This window comes from Desulfonatronospira sp. MSAO_Bac3 (assembly GCF_003838035.1).
Classification (GTDB): Bacteria; Desulfobacterota; Desulfovibrionia; order Desulfovibrionales; family Desulfonatronovibrionaceae; genus Desulfonatronospira; species Desulfonatronospira thiodismutans.
In genome coordinates this window covers 1-17,187 of the sequence record NZ_QYZY01000026.1, presented here as the reverse complement: position 1 = coordinate 17,187, position 17,187 = coordinate 1, and the positions used below count along the sequence as shown (strand labels likewise).

The 17,187-nt window shown below is 55.3% G+C and carries 16 protein-coding genes; 2 read left to right on the top strand and 14 right to left on the bottom strand.

What is annotated here, in order from left to right; all coding sequences use genetic code 11:
• Positions 1-11: 11 nt before the first annotated feature.
• From fdnG to rpmH, 14 genes are all read right to left on the bottom strand, one after another.
• On the bottom strand, positions 12-3,011 hold the full coding sequence (gene fdnG / locus D5S03_RS00810) for a formate dehydrogenase-N subunit alpha (RefSeq protein WP_008869637.1): 3,000 nt from the start codon (positions 3,009-3,011) through the stop codon (positions 12-14).
• A 25-nt stretch (positions 3,012-3,036) separates the two neighbouring features.
• Positions 3,037-3,222: a hypothetical protein gene (locus tag D5S03_RS00805; protein WP_144311481.1), complete on the bottom strand. Its 186-nt coding sequence runs from the start codon at positions 3,220-3,222 to the stop codon at positions 3,037-3,039.
• Positions 3,223-3,513: 291 nt separating this feature from the next.
• Positions 3,514-3,846: a hypothetical protein gene (locus tag D5S03_RS00800; protein WP_008869635.1), complete on the bottom strand. Its 333-nt coding sequence runs from the start codon at positions 3,844-3,846 to the stop codon at positions 3,514-3,516.
• An 86-nt stretch (positions 3,847-3,932) separates the two neighbouring features.
• On the bottom strand, positions 3,933-4,889 hold the full coding sequence (locus D5S03_RS00795; RefSeq protein ID WP_287042394.1) for a hypothetical protein: 957 nt from the start codon (positions 4,887-4,889) through the stop codon (positions 3,933-3,935).
• 15 nt (positions 4,890-4,904) lie between these two features.
• Complete coding sequence (locus D5S03_RS00790) at positions 4,905-5,150, bottom strand: hypothetical protein (protein ID WP_144311480.1); 246 nt, start codon at positions 5,148-5,150, stop codon at positions 4,905-4,907.
• 10 nt (positions 5,151-5,160) lie between these two features.
• The gene (locus tag D5S03_RS00785) at positions 5,161-6,393 is read right to left on the bottom strand and encodes a DegT/DnrJ/EryC1/StrS family aminotransferase (RefSeq protein WP_287042393.1); all 1,233 of its coding nucleotides are present in this window, start codon (positions 6,391-6,393) and stop codon (positions 5,161-5,163) included.
• Positions 6,394-6,697: 304 nt separating this feature from the next.
• Positions 6,698-7,684: a Gfo/Idh/MocA family oxidoreductase gene (locus D5S03_RS00780; protein ID WP_287042392.1), complete on the bottom strand. Its 987-nt coding sequence runs from the start codon at positions 7,682-7,684 to the stop codon at positions 6,698-6,700.
• Between the two features lie 524 nt (positions 7,685-8,208).
• A complete protein-coding gene (gene lpxB / locus D5S03_RS00775; protein WP_287042391.1) occupies positions 8,209-9,327 on the bottom strand; it encodes a lipid-A-disaccharide synthase in 1,119 nt (372 codons plus the stop codon).
• A gap of 4 nt (positions 9,328-9,331) precedes the next feature.
• On the bottom strand, positions 9,332-10,732 hold the full coding sequence (gene mnmE / locus D5S03_RS00770; protein WP_287042390.1) for a tRNA uridine-5-carboxymethylaminomethyl(34) synthesis GTPase MnmE: 1,401 nt from the start codon (positions 10,730-10,732) through the stop codon (positions 9,332-9,334).
• A 1-nt stretch (position 10,733) separates the two neighbouring features.
• Positions 10,734-11,600 carry an RNA-binding cell elongation regulator Jag/EloR gene (gene jag / locus D5S03_RS00765; RefSeq protein ID WP_287042389.1) on the bottom strand — a complete coding sequence of 289 codons (867 nt, stop codon included), beginning with the start codon at positions 11,598-11,600 and terminating at the stop codon, positions 10,734-10,736.
• Between the two features lie 414 nt (positions 11,601-12,014).
• Entirely contained in the window at positions 12,015-13,811 is a 1,797-nt protein-coding gene (yidC, locus tag D5S03_RS00760) for a membrane protein insertase YidC (protein ID WP_287042388.1), read from the bottom strand.
• Entirely contained in the window at positions 13,798-14,061 is a 264-nt protein-coding gene (gene yidD / locus D5S03_RS00755) for a membrane protein insertion efficiency factor YidD (RefSeq protein WP_008869626.1), read from the bottom strand. The genes yidC and yidD overlap by 14 nt, the downstream gene beginning before the upstream one ends.
• Before the next feature lie 16 nt (positions 14,062-14,077).
• Positions 14,078-14,464: a ribonuclease P protein component gene (gene rnpA / locus D5S03_RS00750; protein ID WP_008869625.1), complete on the bottom strand. Its 387-nt coding sequence runs from the start codon at positions 14,462-14,464 to the stop codon at positions 14,078-14,080.
• Positions 14,452-14,586 carry a 50S ribosomal protein L34 gene (gene rpmH, locus D5S03_RS00745; protein ID WP_008869624.1) on the bottom strand — a complete coding sequence of 45 codons (135 nt, stop codon included), beginning with the start codon at positions 14,584-14,586 and terminating at the stop codon, positions 14,452-14,454. Before rpmH ends, rnpA begins: the two co-directional genes overlap by 13 nt.
• Before the next feature lie 218 nt (positions 14,587-14,804).
• On the opposite strand from rpmH, the gene pilB reads away from it, so the two are divergent.
• Positions 14,805-16,484, top strand: coding sequence for a type IV-A pilus assembly ATPase PilB (gene pilB / locus D5S03_RS00740; protein ID WP_287042387.1), 1,680 nt, complete (start codon positions 14,805-14,807; stop codon positions 16,482-16,484).
• 11 nt (positions 16,485-16,495) lie between these two features.
• A partial coding sequence (locus D5S03_RS00735; protein ID WP_287042386.1) for a type II secretion system F family protein occupies positions 16,496-17,187 on the top strand: 692 nt, incomplete at its 3' end.

Sequence of the window (17,187 nt, the reverse complement as noted above, 5' to 3'; positions counted from 1 at the left end):
ATCAGACCTCCTTATTTTTTGCGGATGTTGACCATAAAGGTCTTGGTCTCCGGGATAAACGTGTTGGGATCACCCACTGACGGGGTCAGCAGGTTGGCTGAATCGCCGCCGTCTTTGGGATGCACCCAGCCGAAGTGCCAGGTGGTGCCCACCTGGTGCAGTGTCTGGCCCATGATGTTCAGGGGCTGCAGACGCGGAGTGACGATGGCTATGCACTCGATCTTACCGCGCAGGTTTTCCACGATGACCTCGTCTCCGCTCTCGATTTCCCTGAGTTTGGCCAGTTCCGGATCGATCTCCGCAAAGTTCTGGGGCATGGTTTCCAGCAGCCACGGTACCCAGCGGGTCATGATTCCGGTCTGCCAGTGCTCGCATACCCTGTAGCTGGTCCCGACGAAGGGATAGCGGGGATCGCACACAGCGTGCTTTTCAAGCTCCTCCTCGAAGTACAGGGCAGTGGGGCTGTGCAGCTGATCAGAGTAGGGATGCTCCTCAAAGGGGCACTCCATGGATTCGTAATGTTCCGGAAACGGCCCGTCGGCCAGTCCCGGTCCGAACAGCTGTCCATAACCCTCGGCCCGCATGATAAAGGGATGTTTTTCAGCCGGAGGCCATCCGCCATCGGGCACATCACCTTTCCACTCGCCGTCTTCCCACTTTATTACCGCCTTGTCCGGGGCATAGGGTTGTCCGTCCTGGTCCACAGAGGCCCGGTTGTACAGGACTCTTCTGTTTACCGGCCAGGCGAAGGACCAGTTGGGGAAAAGGCCGATATTGGCCTGCATATCGGTCTGGTCCTTGTCGCGGCGGGCCATCATATTGCCGTCTTCAGTCCAGGCCCCGCTGTGCAGCCAGTTGCCGCATGCAGTGGACCCATCGTCCTTGAGCTGGGTAAAGTTGGCAACCTGCTTACCCGAGTTGACATCGTAGCCGCTCATGAGCTTGGCCACTTTCTGCACGTCAAACCTCTCGGGAAACTGTTTGCCCTCTTTGGCTATATCCTTTTCGTTGAGGTTGAGAATGGGGTCTGCAAATACTCCCCCGTTCTTTTTGTACAGATCCCGGATCCTGGTAAACAGCTCGAGCATGATGTCCCCGTCACGGGCACACTGTCCAGGAGGCTTGGGGCCCTGGTAGCGCCACTGGATCCAGCGGCCGGAGTTGGATACAGAGCCTTCCTTTTCGCAGAAGACAGCAGGAGGCAGGACAAAGACCTCGGTCTTGACCCTGCCGGGATCTACGTCCGGTCCTTTCCAGAAGGAGGCCGTCTCATTATCAAACACATTGACCGACACCAGCCAGTCCAGTTTGCCCAGGGCTTCTCTGGTTTTGGAGGAGTTGGCTCCGCTGGCTGCAGGATTCTGTCCCCAGACAAAAAAGCCCTTGAACTTGCCCTGCAGCATGTGGTCGAAAAGCACCAGCCATGAAGCGTTCTGGTCTTCATCCAGTTTGGGCAGCCATTTGTAGCTGTCTTTGGGGTCCTTATCCGGATACATGGCCTTCAAAAGGCTGGCTATGTACTTGGGGCGGTTCTGCCACCAGTTGGCGCTTTTGGGATCCTCGGTGGTCGGGGTGGTGTCATTGTAATCGTCCAGTGTGGCCAGATTGGCCCTGGGAGTGGGCATATACGCCGGGATTATGTGGAACAGCAGGGCCTGGTCCGTGGATCCCTGTACGTTGGAGGTTCCGCGCAGGGCGTTTACTCCGCCGCCGGCCACGCCCACGTTGCCCAGCAGGAGCTGGATCATGGCCATGGTGCGGATGATCTGTGCGCCCACCGTGTGCTGGGTCCAGCCCATGGCGTACATGATGGTCCCGGCCTTGTCCGGTGCGCCGGTCTCTGAATACATCTTGTAGAATTCTTCCAGCTTGTCCTTGGGTGATCCTGCTGTCTCGGAGGCCTTGTCCAGGGTGTAGCGCTCATAGTGTTTTTTCAGGAGCTGAAACACGCAGTTGGGGTCCTGCAGGGTGGGATCCTTTTTGGGGATGCCGTCGTCATCCATCTGGAAGGTCCAGGTATCCTTGTCGTAAGCTTCTTTGTCCGCGTCCCATCCGGTGAACAGGCCATTGTCGAAGCCGTAATCGGGGTTCACTAAGAACGAGGCATTGGTGTAGTTCTTGACGTATTCCTCGAAGTACAGGTTGTTGTCCAGGATGTACTTGATCATGCCGCCCAGAATGGCGATGTCTGTTCCAGAGCGCATGGGTACATACAGGTCGGCCTTGGTAGAACTCCTGGTGTAGCGGGGATCCACGCTCAGTATCTTGCCGCCCTTTTCCTTGGCCTTCATGACCCACTTGAAGGAAATGGGATGGTTTTCAGCGGGGTTTGCCCCCATCATGAGAATGCAATCACTGTTCATGAGGTCGTTGTAGTGATTGGTCATAGCGCCGCGTCCGAACGACTCTGCCAGAGCCGCAACAGTGGCGCTGTGTCAGATACGTGCCTGGTGCTCGATATACACCAGGCCCATGGCGCGCTGCATTGCCTGCAGGTACCAGTTTTCTTCGTTCTCGATTTCGGCGGAGCCCACGTGGGCTATGCCGTCGGTGCGGTTGACCACCTGGCCTTGGTCGTTTTTCTGGACAAAGGTCTCATCCCGGGCTTCCTTGACCTTCTCGGCAATGCGCTGCAGGGCCCAGCCCCAGGGGGCTTCCACAAATTTGTCGGTGTAGGGGGCACGGTACATGACCTTGGTGAGGCGGTTTTCGTTTTCCGCCACCTGGTACAGAGCAGCTCCCTTGGCGCACAGGGCGCCTTCGTTGATGGGATGGTCCGGGTCGCCTTCAATGTTGATGCACCGGCCCGAAGAGGACTTGTCGGTGTGCACCAGCACGCCGCAGCCAACAGAACAGTAGCAGCAGATGCTGGTGGTTTCCTTGGCCCAGTGGATTTTCAGCAACTGGGCTTTGGCCGTGGTCGGCTGCAGATTCATGCCGAGACCGGCAAAAGCGGTCACAGCGGTCGCAGTCGCCGAAAGTTTAATAAATTCCCTTCGACCTAGTTTCATAATCCCTCCTGCTTGATGGTTGAGATTAACTTCCGCCGGTCTCCCGGTTCAGGAGGACGAGAAGCTCGAACCCTGACGGAAGAACGTGCTGGGGGTTGAATAATGGTTCCTCAAAGACGTGCGGTCTGTGAAATGAAATGGTCCGGGCCATTCGAATGGTCCGGCCAAGATCAAATCCCAGGCCGAAAAATGGAGAGATGCTGTTTTGCATGGGCTTTTCCCCAAGTGGGTTTGTGCAATTCATAAAAGCTCCCAACAGCCGATTCAACAAGCGTTTTTTGCTTGTATAACTATCTGCTATTATGTTTTTTTTAACGTGTCAAGAGTAATTGTTAGATAATTCACGTGACCCCTGGAAAAGTTTTAATAAAAATCAGTTGATTGTTTTTTGTCATGTGGACGCAGGTAAATCATCGGGTCAGGCTGGACTGTCTTGAGGGTGCGGGGGGTCGGCCGTGCAGGACTTGAGCTGGCGACGCCTGGATAATCCTTAAGTGAGCAGTCAGGGGGAGTTTTTTTCAAACTCCAGGGTTTCATTGTGGGGAAGCCTGATTGTGAAACCAGTGTCAGTCAGTTCGCCGGCAAGGGTGTCCATGGCCCGGGTCTGGAAATGAATCTCGCCGTTGGTGGTGCGCCACTTAAAGGTAATCGTGTCGATTTCAGTCTTCCATGATCCTTCTTGGTCGGGATGCAGTTTGATGACTGAAGACATGCCGGAGGTTGCCCCGTTTTTTTCCGTGTATGTACCGGCCATGTCCGGCTGCTGCGTACAGGATAAAGTCAGAAGCATGGCCAGCAGGAATATGTGCTTAAGTCCTGGAACAACCAGGTGCATACCGCCCTCCTTTTTTTGCAGTCTAACATCAGAAGCAGTCACGTGCAATCCGGGATAATAAAAGGACACATGTATTTGTTCCGGATTCAGGTGACCAGATAATAAAGGGCTCCAACCAGGATCAGGCTGCCCACCCGCAGGCTCTGGTTGTAGAATATGAGCTTTACGGCCAGCTTGGGGTTGAATATGCCTGCATAATAGGGAAGCTGGTGGCGAATGGCGCGCATGGGCGAGGACAGGATATTGCCAGTCAGAAGGGCCAGGACCACTTCCCGCACTCCCAGGGCCCCGCTGTCCAGCATGGCCCCGGCTGCAGCCAGCCCGGCCGACAGCTCCGCAGCCAGCTGCAGGACCACGATGCTTAAGGCCTGGGGGGAGAGCCAGGCCATGAAATGCACATACTCAGCCATGCTTTCTTCCACCCAGTCGAAAAAACCGGCCTGCTGCAGGATGAAAAAAAGGGTATATATGGGCACTGTGAAGATAATGATCTTTTTGAACCTGAATCTGAAGCGTTTCCAGACCCTGGCCAGCACCTCGGTCCAGTTGAGCTTTCCCTCGCCTGGAAGCTGGCATTCCACGCATGGTTCCGGCTTTGGACTCAGGATGAAGCGGCCCAGGACAACCACCACCAGGGTGCGCAGAAGGGCCGCAATGATGGTCAGCAAAAGATAGGGCAGGGCAGCGGCCTTGATGAGCGGGACCATGATGAAGAAAGTGGTGGGCAGGTGCAGAAAGTATGTGGGCAGGGAGTTGAACAGGTTGGACAAAACCAGTTCCCGGTAAGTGAGCTTTTCCTGGGAGTATGCCTCGGCCAGCATGGTATTGGCGGTGATGCCCGAGAAAAAGGCCATGGAGAAGCTGGCCCCGGATACGTCTCGAAGCCTGGCCATGCGGGTCAGGGGGGCGGCCAGGCGGGCCATGAACCTGGTCCAGTTCATGGACTCTATGAGGTTGCCCACAAAAACTCCCAGGGCAATGAAGACGCAGATCTTCAGGAGTGGATATCCCAGACCGGACCAGAGTTCGTAAAGGGTGAACATGATAACAGAAGCAGGCTAAGCCGACCTGGACGGTGTCCATGCCTCCTGGGGATTTAAGGTAAGCGGGTCGCTTTTGTCCTGCACCACCTGGTGCATGGCCAGTTCGTCAAGGGCATGTTCCAGGGCCTGCGGGGGAGCATTCCAGCGGGGCTCAATGTTTTCACGCTCCAGGGGCATATCGTGAAATTCAAGGTCGTGAAGTATCAGGTACAGGGAAACTGCTTCCACTGAAAGACCCAGAGTGAAAATTCTGTCCTGCATGGCCATTTCTCTACCTCCTGCTGCCTTCAACCACTGCCCGGGCAACTTTTTCCTGGTCGCTCTGCTTCAGGTAGGGGTGCATGGGCAGGCTGAAAATCCTTTTAGACATTTCCTCGCTCACAGGAAAATCACCGGAACTGTACCCCAGATAGCTGAAAACATCCTGCAGGTGAAGGGGCAGAGGATAATATACAGACCAGGGAACGTTGTTTTCTTTCAGGCTGTCAAATACCGTCTGGCGGTGCTCCAGGTCCCTGGCCAGCACGCTGTACTGGGCCCAGGCGCTCTGCCTGTCCGGGAAAAAGGAGGGTACAGTGATATCTTGGGCCTCCTGCAAGAAATCATTGTAGGTGCGGGCTACAATGTTTCTAATCTCGATTTCTTCGGGGAAGATACTCATCTTGGCCAGAAGAACCGCGGCCTGCATGGTGTCCATACGGGCATTGAGGCCCAGGCGGACGTTGTCGTACCTGTTTTTGCCCTGTCCGTGTACCCTGAGGGACTCAAGGACCTGGTGCAGACTGGTATCATTGGTAAAGCACATCCCGCCGTCTCCGTAGCACCCCAGAGGCTTGGCCGGGAAAAAAGAGGTACAGGCAGTATCCCCCAGAGTGCACGGGGACACGTCTTTGTATGAAGATCCAAAAGACTGGGCCGCATCCACGAGAAGCCACAGGCCTTCTTCCTCCAGGATGGGATTTATGGCCTCATAATCACAGGGCAGACCAAAGAGATCCACGCTGATGAGGCCTTTGGGAACGAAGGGGGGTGGAGCATGGGGCATGGAGCTTGGAGCATGGGGGCCTTTGCCTGGTTCGCCGGCCGCTTTTGCCTGGCTGGGCAGAGGATATACGTCGGGATCAGCGGATCTCAGGGCCTGGATGGCCAGCTTTAAGCTGTCCGGATCAATGTTGAAGGTTTCCGGATCAATATCCACGAATACCGGGGTGGCCCCCAGAAGGGCTATAACCTCGGCGGTGGCGCAGAAAGTAAAAGGTGTTGTCAGGACAGCATCTCCGGGTCCTGTGTTTTTGGCCATGAGGGCCAGAAGCAGGGCATCTGTTCCTGAAGAGCAGGCCAGGGCATGTTGTGCGCCGCAAAAGGCTGCCAGCTCCTTTTCCAGTTCAGCGATTTCCGGGCCCATGACGTAGGCCCCGTGGGCCAGGACCCGGTCCAGGCCTTCCTTTACCCGGGAATCTATCCTGGAATACTGTGATTTAAGATCTATAAATGGTATGCTCAATCTATCCTCCGTGTCCTGATCTGTCCTTTCCTGCTTACGGCGTAACTATTCAGCATGGTCCGGGGACTTTGCAAACAGGACGTAAAAACTCACTCCAAGGAAGCGTAAATCAAAACCTATACACTGGTTTGATAACCAGGATATATTCTGTAAAATGCTTTGAATCAGGTTCGGTGTTGTTACGGTTTTGATTAACGCTTCCTACGTCGTTCAGACAGTTTACGCCCAGTTTGCAAAGCCCCCGGACCATGAATCCGCTACAAGACGCTTAGTTTTTCCAGATGAAGCAGATGGTGAATTTACCTTATGGCCTGGCTATCTGCTCCAGGATGTTTGCGGCTGTTTCCAGGGCCATAAGTCCCTGCTCACCCGGCACCTCGGGCTCCAGGTCATGTACCACGGCTTTTGCGAACTCCTCGAGTTCCATCTGCAGGGAGTTGACTTCAGGCGGAGAAGGCTTTTCGTATATTACGTCCCTTGCATTGTCACCCACTCCTATGCGGGAGACCACTGCAGGCTTGCAGCCGGGGTCCGGGATGGTATCCTGGTCTGTCAGCTTGAATATGTCAGCTTTTTTTTCCTGGAAATCCAGGGCGATGTACTGGTTCTGCTGGAAAAGGCGCATCCTGCGCATGGGACTTAAAGCTATGCGGCTGCTGGTTATATTGGCCACGCATCCGCTGGCGAATTTGAGCCGGACATTGGCTATGTCCTCCTCCCGGGAAACTACTGCCACTCCGCAGGCGTCCACATGGGTCACCGGGCTTTTGACCAGGTACAGGATCAGGTCCAGGTCGTGAATCATGAGGTCCAGGACCACGCTCACATCGCACCCCCTGGGGTTGAATGTGCTCAGGCGGTGGGCCTCGATGAACATGGGCTTCAGGGGATGATCCTTTATGGCCAGTATGGCCGGGTTGAAGCGCTCGATATGGCCCACCTGGATTTTCCTGTTTTTCTCCCTGGCCTTCTGCACTATGTCCCGGGCCTGATCCACGCTGGAGGCTATGGGCTTTTCCAGAAAGAGATGGCAGCCGTAATCCAGGGCCTTAAGGGCAACACTGTGGTGCTCACTGGTGGGGACTACTATGCTTACACCCTGGACCTTTTCCAGAAGGGCGTGCATGTCCCGGAAACATTCAGTGCTGCTGTCCCGGGCCGCTTTTTCCGCGCGCTCCTGGTCCAGGTCAAAGACCCCCACCAGGTTTATCTTTTCCGATTGAGCGGCCAGCCTGGCGTGAATGCTGCCCAGATGGCCCACTCCAATAATTCCAAGGTCCAGTTTATCCATGTTGTTGTGACGGTTGTTTGAGATTAAAAGCGCTTTATCCTGGCGGTCCGGAATCTGAGCAGCGAGTAACTGGACAAGGAAGTGATCATTTATATCGAACCACCCCCGCCCCTCCTTAACCAAGGAGGGGAGTAGACCGTGCTGAAGCCCTGATTTTTTGAATGTAAGCCACGAACCAGGAACCCAAAAATAGTTGCTTAAAAGTTTAATGTAACAATTTAATGTCTGATTCTCAGGCGCTCAGCACAAATTTGGGAACAAAATAAAGGAAGTGATCATTTATATCGAACCACCCCCGCCCCTCCTTAACCAAGGAGGGGGGGAGACCGTGCTGAAATCCTGATTTTTTGCATGTAAACCATGAACCAGGAACCCAAAAATAGATGCTTAAAAGTTAAATGTAAAAATTTAATGCCGATCATGTTTATGTGCACGGCGTAAACTCCCCTCCTTGCCAAGGAGGGGCCGGGGGTGGTTGTATGAGCTCCCTTCCTTTCCTGTCCTGGTTGCAGGCAACGTCCTGGTCAGCTGGCGTACATGGCCTGCATTATCATTTCCGCAGTATTGCGTGTGGCTGTTTTTTTGCCCAGCAGGTCCTTTACCTGCGCAAGTTCATGGCGGACATCAGCCAGTCTGCGGGGGTGGTCCAGCCAGCTGCCGGCGGCCTGCAGCAGTTCTTTGCTGTTGGCCCGGCTCTGTATGAATTCCGGGAAAACCCCCCTGTCCAGTATAAGATTGGGCATGCTGATGTATGGCACGTCTATGAGCATTCTCCCTGCCATGTAGCTGGGCCAGGAGACTTTATAAGCTACAATGGCCGGAACATCAAGGATGGCGCATTCCAGGGTAATGGTCCCGGATACGGCCAGGGCCATGCTGCATGATTTGAGGTAAGTGTGGCGGTTTTCCGGGGAGATGAACTCCAAACAGGACAGATCCCTGGTGTGGCTCTTAATAAAATCGCGGTCTACTCCCGGTGCCTGGACTATGCCTATGGACAGATCCGGGTGCTTGAGGCTCAGCTTATAAGCTACGTCGGTAAAAACCGGCAGCAGGGAGGCGATTTCTTTTTTGCGGCTGCCAGGCAGCAGGGCTATCCTGTTTTCCTGCGGTGCAATAAGATTTAGCTCCGGCAGATGGATCAGGTCCAGCAGAGGATGTCCCACGTAGCGGGCCACTATGCCCCGGCTCAGAAAAAAATCCTGCTCAAAGGGAAAGATGCAGGCCACCCGGTGCACGAATTCCCTGAGAAATTTTATCCTGGATCTGCGCCAGGCCCACACCTGGGGGGCAATGTAGTAGATGACCGGGATGCCAAGCCTGCAGGCTTCCCGGGCCAGCCTGAAATTGAAATCCGGAGCGTCCATGAGCACCAGGACACTGGGGCGTTCCCGGCGCAGCAGCCGTTTTATCTCACGCAGATACCCGGCGATTCTTGGCAGGGCGGTGACCACCTCGGTAAGACCCACCAGGGACAGGTCTTCGGCCCGGTAAACCGTCTCCAGCCCCTGCCGGCGCATGGCCCGGCCGCCCATGCCCATGATGCGCATGCCCGGGCACATTTGCTGCAGCTCCTGCATGAGAAGCGCCCCGTAAGCGTCTGCCGAGGACTCGCAGACATTGATCCAGACAGATTTGCGCATGCGTTCATTTACCAATGCAGAAATTCTCGAAGATGGAATTTAAAATGTCATCAGTGACAATACGCCCGGTGATCTCGTCCAGGAAGGTACAGGCGTAATCTAACCTGACCCCCAGCAGATCGTGGGGCATTTCCTGACGGGCTTCTTCAGCCAGAAGCAAAAGCTCCTGGCGGGCTTTATCCAGAGCTGTTTTCTGCCTCAGGTTGGGGGCCAGGGAAGACGTGGCCTCGGGCCTTTTTTCCCCCAGGATCCTGGACCTGATGGCCCTGGTGAGATCTTCCAGGCCATGGCCCAGTGTAGCTGAGGTGTGCACCAGGTCCAGGCCCTTGTCTTTTAAGTCCTGTACCCAGGCAGGAGTCTCGGAAACCAGGTCCTGTTTGTTCACGGCCAGGACAAGTTTGCCGGGGTTTATCTCTTCCAGGATGTCCAGATCTTCCGGAGCAGGCTCCTGCCCGGCATCCAGGACCAGGATGCACAGGTCGGCCCGGCTTATGAGCTGTCGGCCGGTTTCCAGGCCCATCATCTCGATCTTGTCCCGGGTGGGCCTGCGCCCGGCAGTGTCCACGAGGCGCACCGGAAGTCCCCCAAGGTTGATGGCTTCTTCCAGGTAGTCCCTGGTGGTACCGGGAATGGAGGTGACTATGGCCCGCTCTCTGCCCAGCAGGGCGTTCATGAGGCTGGATTTGCCCGCATTGACCCGGCCGGCCAGGACCACCAGGGCACCCTCCCTGAAGACCCTGTTTTGCTCAAAGGCTTTGAGCAACTGGTCTATTTCCCGGACAGCGGCATTTGTTCTCTGGGCCAGATCTGCAAGAGGCAGGCATTCTAAGTCTTCTTCGGGAAAATCCACCGCCAGGCAGAGCTCTTTTTTCAGTTCTTCCAGACTGTCCCGCAGGGAGTCCACACGTTCTTTGAGGTGTCCCTGGAGCTTGTCCCGGGCCAGAAGGGCCCCGTCCTGGGTGGGGGCGTTTATCATTTCCAGAGCTGCTTCAGCCTGAGTCAGGTCCATGCGGTTGTTCAGGAAGGCCCGTTTGGTGAATTCTCCCGGAGCTGCGGGTTCTGCACCGAGGTGATAAAGGGCCTCCAGCACGCCTTCCAGGACTGCCGGTCCCCCGTGGCAGTTTATCTCCACCACATCCTCCCGGGTATAGGAATACGGGGCAGGCATGTAGGCCAGCAATACCTCGTCCAGTATCTGCTGATTTCTGTTTTTGATCCAACCATAATGCAGCTTGTAGGCCTTGAAGCCCTTGAATCTCGGGCCGGGTACAAAAAGCTTTTCCGCGATGTCCAGGCTTTGGGGTCCGCTCAGGCGGACTATACCCACCCCTCCCTGGCCCATGGGTGTAGCTATGGCTGCTATGGTGGATCCGGAAGTCCGGTGGGCTTCCCATTCAGCAGGCATGTCAGTTCTGCTGCTGCTCTTGCTGCTGCTGCTGTTGCTGGGATTTATTTTTTTTGCGCCCGGGGGTCTTGGGCATGATCAGAACCCTCTTCATGGGGCCGTCCCCTTTACTCTTGGTGCGGATCTTGTTTTCACCCTGCAGGGCCAGGTGCACAATGCGGCGGTGATAGGAACTAAGGGGCCTGGTACTCATGGTCTTGCCGGCTTTGATTGCTCTCTGGGCCAGTTGCTGGGCGTTTTTTTCCAGCTTTTCAGTCTGTTTTTCCAGGAAGTTTTCCGTATCCAGCTGTATCCTGGCTGTACCCGGATATTTTTTGGCAATGATGCGGTTGCTTATGTACTGCAGTGCGCTCAGGGTCTGCCCGTCCCGGCCAAGCAGGATGCCGGAATTATGTGTATCCTGAACTACTACTGTAATGGGCGAAGTGTCTTCACGGATTTTGACCTCCACTTCAGGGGCCAGGGGTTTGGTGAGGCGCTGGATAAGCTCCTGGAGAAACTGGGCAGGGGGAGGTTCCAGTGTGCCGGATTCCTGGTCCTCCATATCTTCTTCCATATCCCCCTCGGGGTCATCCTCAAATATGGGCCCGACCGGAGAATCTTCTTCAGATTCTTCCTGCGCAGAAATCAAAGGCTCCTCCTGCTGCGCTGCCGCGGAAGGCTCTTCTTTTTGTTCCTGTTCCTGCTTTCTGGGCCTTCTCTTGGCCTTGATGGTGGCCTTTTTGACTCCCACCAGGCCGAAAATGCCTGAGGAGCCGCCGCTTACAATTTCTACTTCCAGTTGATCTCGATTGATATGAAAATATTTACATGCGCTTTGTATGGCTTCGTCAACATTCTTGCCGGAGAATTCAATATAATTGTCCATATGGTCTCCTTACGCGTAAATAACCATGTCATGGTCCGATCCGAAATCACCCCCGGCCTGGCTGAAGGTACCACCGCACTGATCAAACCTTTAGATCAGCGACTTGCCGTAGTTAAGAAGGATGTACCCGGTTAGAGAATAAAACAGCCCGTTTATTCTGGATTTGTCCGGCAGCCTGGTTGCAGGCAGCAGGCAGTAAGGTCCGGATCGGTTTTCAAAGAGCAGGTTATTTAAAAAATTGTTATTTAAGCTTCATGGGATCTCTGTCCCGCCCTGTTGTTGATAACTTCTGGTTTTCCGCTTTAGCTGGCGGTGATGCAGGGCCGGCTGACAACTCATCAGCCGGCTCCTGGAGTTATTGGTCCCTGCGGGGTCAGCTTCAATGGATGTGACTGCAAAAATAATTTTTACAAACTACTTCTTTTTCTTCTTTTTCTTGCTTGCGGCGGACTTCTGCTGAGGGGACTTCTGCTGCTGTTCGCCTGGTTTTTCCTGGCTTTCTTCCTGGGAATCCCCCTGGTCCTCTTTGTCCCTGGAACTCTTTCCGGCCTTTTCCGCGGCCTTCTGTTCCGCCTTCTGCAGAGGCACGTCAGCCGAGCGCAGCATGTACCACTGCTGCCCGATGGACAATACGTTGTTGGCCAGCCAGTAGATGACCAGCCCTGATGGGAAGGTGATAAAGATGAAGATGAACACTAAGGGCAGAAACTGCATTATCCTGGCCTGCAGGGGATCACCCGGGGCCGGGGCCATGCGCTGCTGCAGAAACATGGTGGCACCCATGAGAAGCGGAGTGATGTAGAATGGATCCCTGGCCGAAAGGTCCGCCAGCCAGACAATGTCCGTAAAGGGTATGTGGCTTATAAAGGGCGCGTGACGCAGTTCCACTGAGCCAAGCAAACCCTGGTACAGGGCGATGAACACCGGTATCTGCACCAGAATGGGCAGGCACCCACCCAGGGGGTTGACCTTGTAGGTCTTGTACAGGCGCATGATCTCCTCGTTCATGGCCTTGCGGTCATCCTTGTGCTTTTCCCGGATCTTGGTCATCATGGGTTGCAGCTTCTTCATCTGGTTCATGGATTTGTAGCTCTTGTGCGACAAAGGCCAGAAGATGATCTTGATGACCAGGGTCAGAAGCAGGATGGCCACCCCGTAATTGGCGGTGTACTGGTAAAAGAAATGCAGCACCTTCATCAGTGGCTGGGCCAGAAGATTGAACCAGCCGTAGTAGATGGACTCTTCCAGGTGGTTGGGGGCTCCCTCCAGGTATTCCCGGTCTTTGGGTCCCAGATAATAAATCTGATCCATGGTCTGGGAAGTCTCTGGTTCCAGATACATGGACTTGCTCAGGGAAATCTGGAAAAGATCGTCCCCGTGATGGGCCTGCAGCTGCACATCGGGTGATGCAGGCACCAGGGTAAGCATGAAGTAGTGGTCCACGATTCCGGCCCACTGTATTCCGGTGTTTCTGCTGATCCCGTCGCTCAGGTTGCCCTCTCTTTCGTGGCTCAGGCCGTCCTGATCATAGTAGCCCAGACGGGTGGGGTTCAAGCGGCTGTCGGAAAAGGCCGGGCCGGCCAGGATGTTGGCAATCTCCCCCGATGCCTGGGCCTCGGTGGTGTTTACAACCTGAAGGTTTTCCTGGATCTTGTAGGTATCGGCCACAAAGGTCATTTCCCGGATGAATTTGACCCCGCCCATACGCCCGGTAAAGGTCAGCGTCTTTTCGTCGCCGGGCTCCAGGTCAAGATCTTCGCCGTTCAAGGCCCATTCACCCTCGATCCAGGTGGGCGCACGGTTCCAGGTTATGCCCATGGGTCCGCGGGCCAGGGAACGGGGCGTAACCAGGTCGACCATTGGGGCGTCGGGCTCTATATCCTGCTTGTATTCCTTGAGCACGAAGTGCTCCAGGATGCCTCCTGCACTATTGAAAGTGGCCTGGTAAAGGGGGGTGTCCACCTTGATCTGTTCGCCTTCTTCAGGCTCAAATCCGGGTATCTGTGCTTCGTGTGGGTCCCAGGGGTCTTCTGCTTCTTCCCGGGGGTCCGGCTCAGGTGCCAGGTCCCTTTCTTCGGGCACGGTTTCTTCCAGTCGCTCTTCTTCCCGGACCTCTTCACGATCAGGGGTTTGCGGCGGAAAAAGAAGGTTCCAGACTACCAGAACCGCCAGGGATAAAACGACGGCAATGAGTACTCTATGTATTTCCATGTTCTTTTGTTGCTCCCAGGATGGATTTCAGAGAGAATTTTTCAGGCACGGGATCAAGTCCCGCTGCAAAGAAGGGATTGCACCTGAGCAGGCGGAAAAAGGTCAGAACTGTCCCCTTGCCGGGACCATGCATGACAATCGACTCCCTGGCGTATTCGGAGCATGAGGGTAAAAAGCGGCATGCAGGGGGAAACAGCGGAGACAGAATCCGCTGGTAAACCCTGATGAGCCCTATGAGTATATTACGCATCAGCAACTTGTAAAATTTAAGCCCTTGGGTCTTGTTCCAGGTCTTTTTCCGTCCGGGGGGCGATCTGCTGAAACAGTTGCATTAATTGTTTCTGGACCATGTCCAAGTTCAACCCTGGCAGGTCTGTACGTTTTTTGCTGACCACGACATAGTCAAGGCCTGGAGGCACCAGATGCTGATTCAGCCTGAATGCTTCCCGGACCAGGCGCTTTATCCTGTTGCGAAGTACTGCCGGACCGATTTTTCTGCTGGCCGTGATGCCCAGTCGCCAGTAATCCCGGCCGTTTGGCCGGACAAAGATAATAAAGTGTTTTGTCTGATAACGCCTGCCACCCGCGTAGCAGGCCTGGAACTGGGGTCTTCTGACCAGCCTCAGGTGCCTGGGAAAATTTAGACTGCCAATCTTTTTCTGCCCTTGGCCCTTCTTCTGTTGATAATGGCCCTGCCGTTCTTGGTGCGCATGCGCACACGAAACCCGTGGGTTCTTTTGCGTTTGATTCTGCTTGGTTGATAGGTCCTTTTCATTTGTGCGGTCTCCTTGCAAAAAATTAAAAGAGATGCATAACCTCTGGCGCAGATTTAGTCAACCCTGACCCTGGGGCAAAAGGACCCAGGAAGCTCGGGCAAAAAGCGTGGAGGCTGCCCATGGAACTGATTGCCTTTGCCGCAATGTTGGGTTATCAGGGAGGGTAGTATTCAGTAAGACATATTTGCAAACAACCTTCAAGGGGCAGCCAGCAGCCATGGTCGACGAACTTATCAGCTGGGCGGGCCTGGAATCGGAACAGGTCCACAAGGCCCGGAGCGTTCAGGGCGAAAAAAGAATCGACTTCCCCCGGGCCTGCCTTGCGGCCGGGGTCATCAGCGAAGAACAGTACCGCGACTTTATGGCCGCACACCTGGGCCTGCCTGTGGTGGACCCTTCCCGTATGCAGGTCTGCCGGGAAACCCTGGGACAACTGGACAGGTCGGCCTGGGCCAGGTACCAGGCCGTGCCTTTTTTTGTGCACCAGGACAGGCTTTACCTGGCCTGTTTTGAGCCGGATAATATAACCGCCCTGGACGATATCCAGTTCATGACCGGGATGCAGGCCCTGCCGCACTTAGCCACCCTTTCCTCTATTCAGCTGGTCCTGGACAGGCTGGCGGATAAAGATTCCGGCAGGATGGATGACATCCTGGCCCAGATGGAAGCAGAGGAGGGGCCTGATGCCGGGGAAGGTCCGGAAAAGGAAGAGGCTTCCTCCATGGAGGCTGCATCCCAGGCCCCTGTGGTCAAGATGGTCAACCTGATTCTCCAGGAGGCCATCCGCAAGAAGGCCTCGGATATTCACATAGAGCCCTATGAAAAGGATTTCCGGGTCAGGCTGCGCCTGGACGGCATGCTCACCGAGGTCATGCGCCCTCCCATCCGCATGAAAAACGCCCTTATCTCCAGGCTCAAGATCATGTCCCACTTAAATATTGCTGAAAAACGCCTGCCCCAGGACGGACGCATCAAGGTACGCTCTCAAGAGGGCACTCCAATTGAGTTCAGGGTATCCATCCTGCCCACCCTGTTCGGGGAAAAAGTTGTCATGCGCATACTGGACAAGTCCATGCTCCAGGTGGATATGCATGACCTGGGCCTGGAAGACCATTCCCTGAATGTTTTTGAAGAAGCCATCAAGAGGCCCTACGGCATGGTCCTGGTTACCGGGCCCACCGGCTCGGGCAAGACCACCACCCTTTATTCGGCCATCATGGAGCTCAACCAGGAAGGGGTGAACATCTCCACTGCCGAGGATCCGGTGGAATTCAGCCTGCACGGTGTAAACCAGGTCCAGGTACAGGAATCGGTGGGACTTACTTTCGCCTCTGTGCTGCGCTCCTTTCTGCGCCAGGACCCGGACGTCATCCTGGTGGGGGAGATCCGGGACCTGGAAACAGCAGAAATTGCAGTCAAGGCCGCCCTCACGGGACACTTAGTCCTGGCCACTCTGCACACCAATGACGCACCCAGTACCCTGACCAGGCTATTGAACATGGGGGTGGATTCATTTCTGGTGGCTTCTTCCATAAACGCCATCATGTCCCAGCGCCTGGTGCGCAGGCTCTGCCCCTCCTGCAGGGTGCCTGATGAGGAGGTGGAGGTCTTGAAGGCCATGGGCATGAGTGCGCAGGAGGTGTCTCAGGGCGCGGTTTTCCGGGCTGCGGGCTGCCAGGAGTGCAACAATACCGGTTACAGGGGACGTACCGGGGTCTACGAGGTCATGCCGGTGACCCATCAGATCCAGGAAATGGTCCTGGCCGGGAAAAGCGACCTGGATCTGCGCCGAAGCGCTGTGGAAGAGGGCATGATAACCATGCGCAAGAGCGGGCTTATAAAGATGTCCCAGGGCATGACCTCGGCCCAGGAAGTCCTGCGGGTAACTGTAAACTAAAGCAGATAAGTATGCCCATATTTCTTTACAAGGCCACCAGCAAGTCCGGAAAAAAGCTCAAAGGCGACCTGGATGCCCCCAGCCTGGACATGGCCAAGGCAACCCTCAAGCGTAAAGGGCTAAAAGACATCCAGGTCAAGCCCAAGCCCAAGGATATCCTGGAGGGAACCTTTCTGGAGGGACGGGTCACTTCCAGGGACATGGTGGTTTTCAGCCGGCAGTTCGCCACCCTGATAAATGCCGGAGTGCCCATCCTGCAGGCCCTGCAGGTCATGTGCGATCAGACCGAAAACAAGATCCTGCGGCGCAAGCTCTACGAGGTCAAAAACGATATCGAGGGCGGGTCATCACTTTACGACAGCCTCAAAAAGCACCCGGACGTATTCGACGACCTGTACACCAACATGGTGGACGCCGGAGAGGCCGGGGGAGTCCTGGACCTGGTCCTGGACCGCCTGGCCCGCTACATTGAAAAGGCGGCCAGGCTCAAGGCCAGGGTCAAGAGCGCACTTATTTATCCGGGGGTGATCATCACCGTGGCCGTGGCGGTGATAGCCATCATCCTCATATTCGTCATACCCACTTTCGAGGATATGTTCGCCGACTTCGGCGGGGCCCTGCCCGCACCCACCCAGTTCGTCATCGGCCTTAGCCGGTTTGTATCCCAGAACGTATTGTGGATCCTGGGGGGGCTGATCGCGAC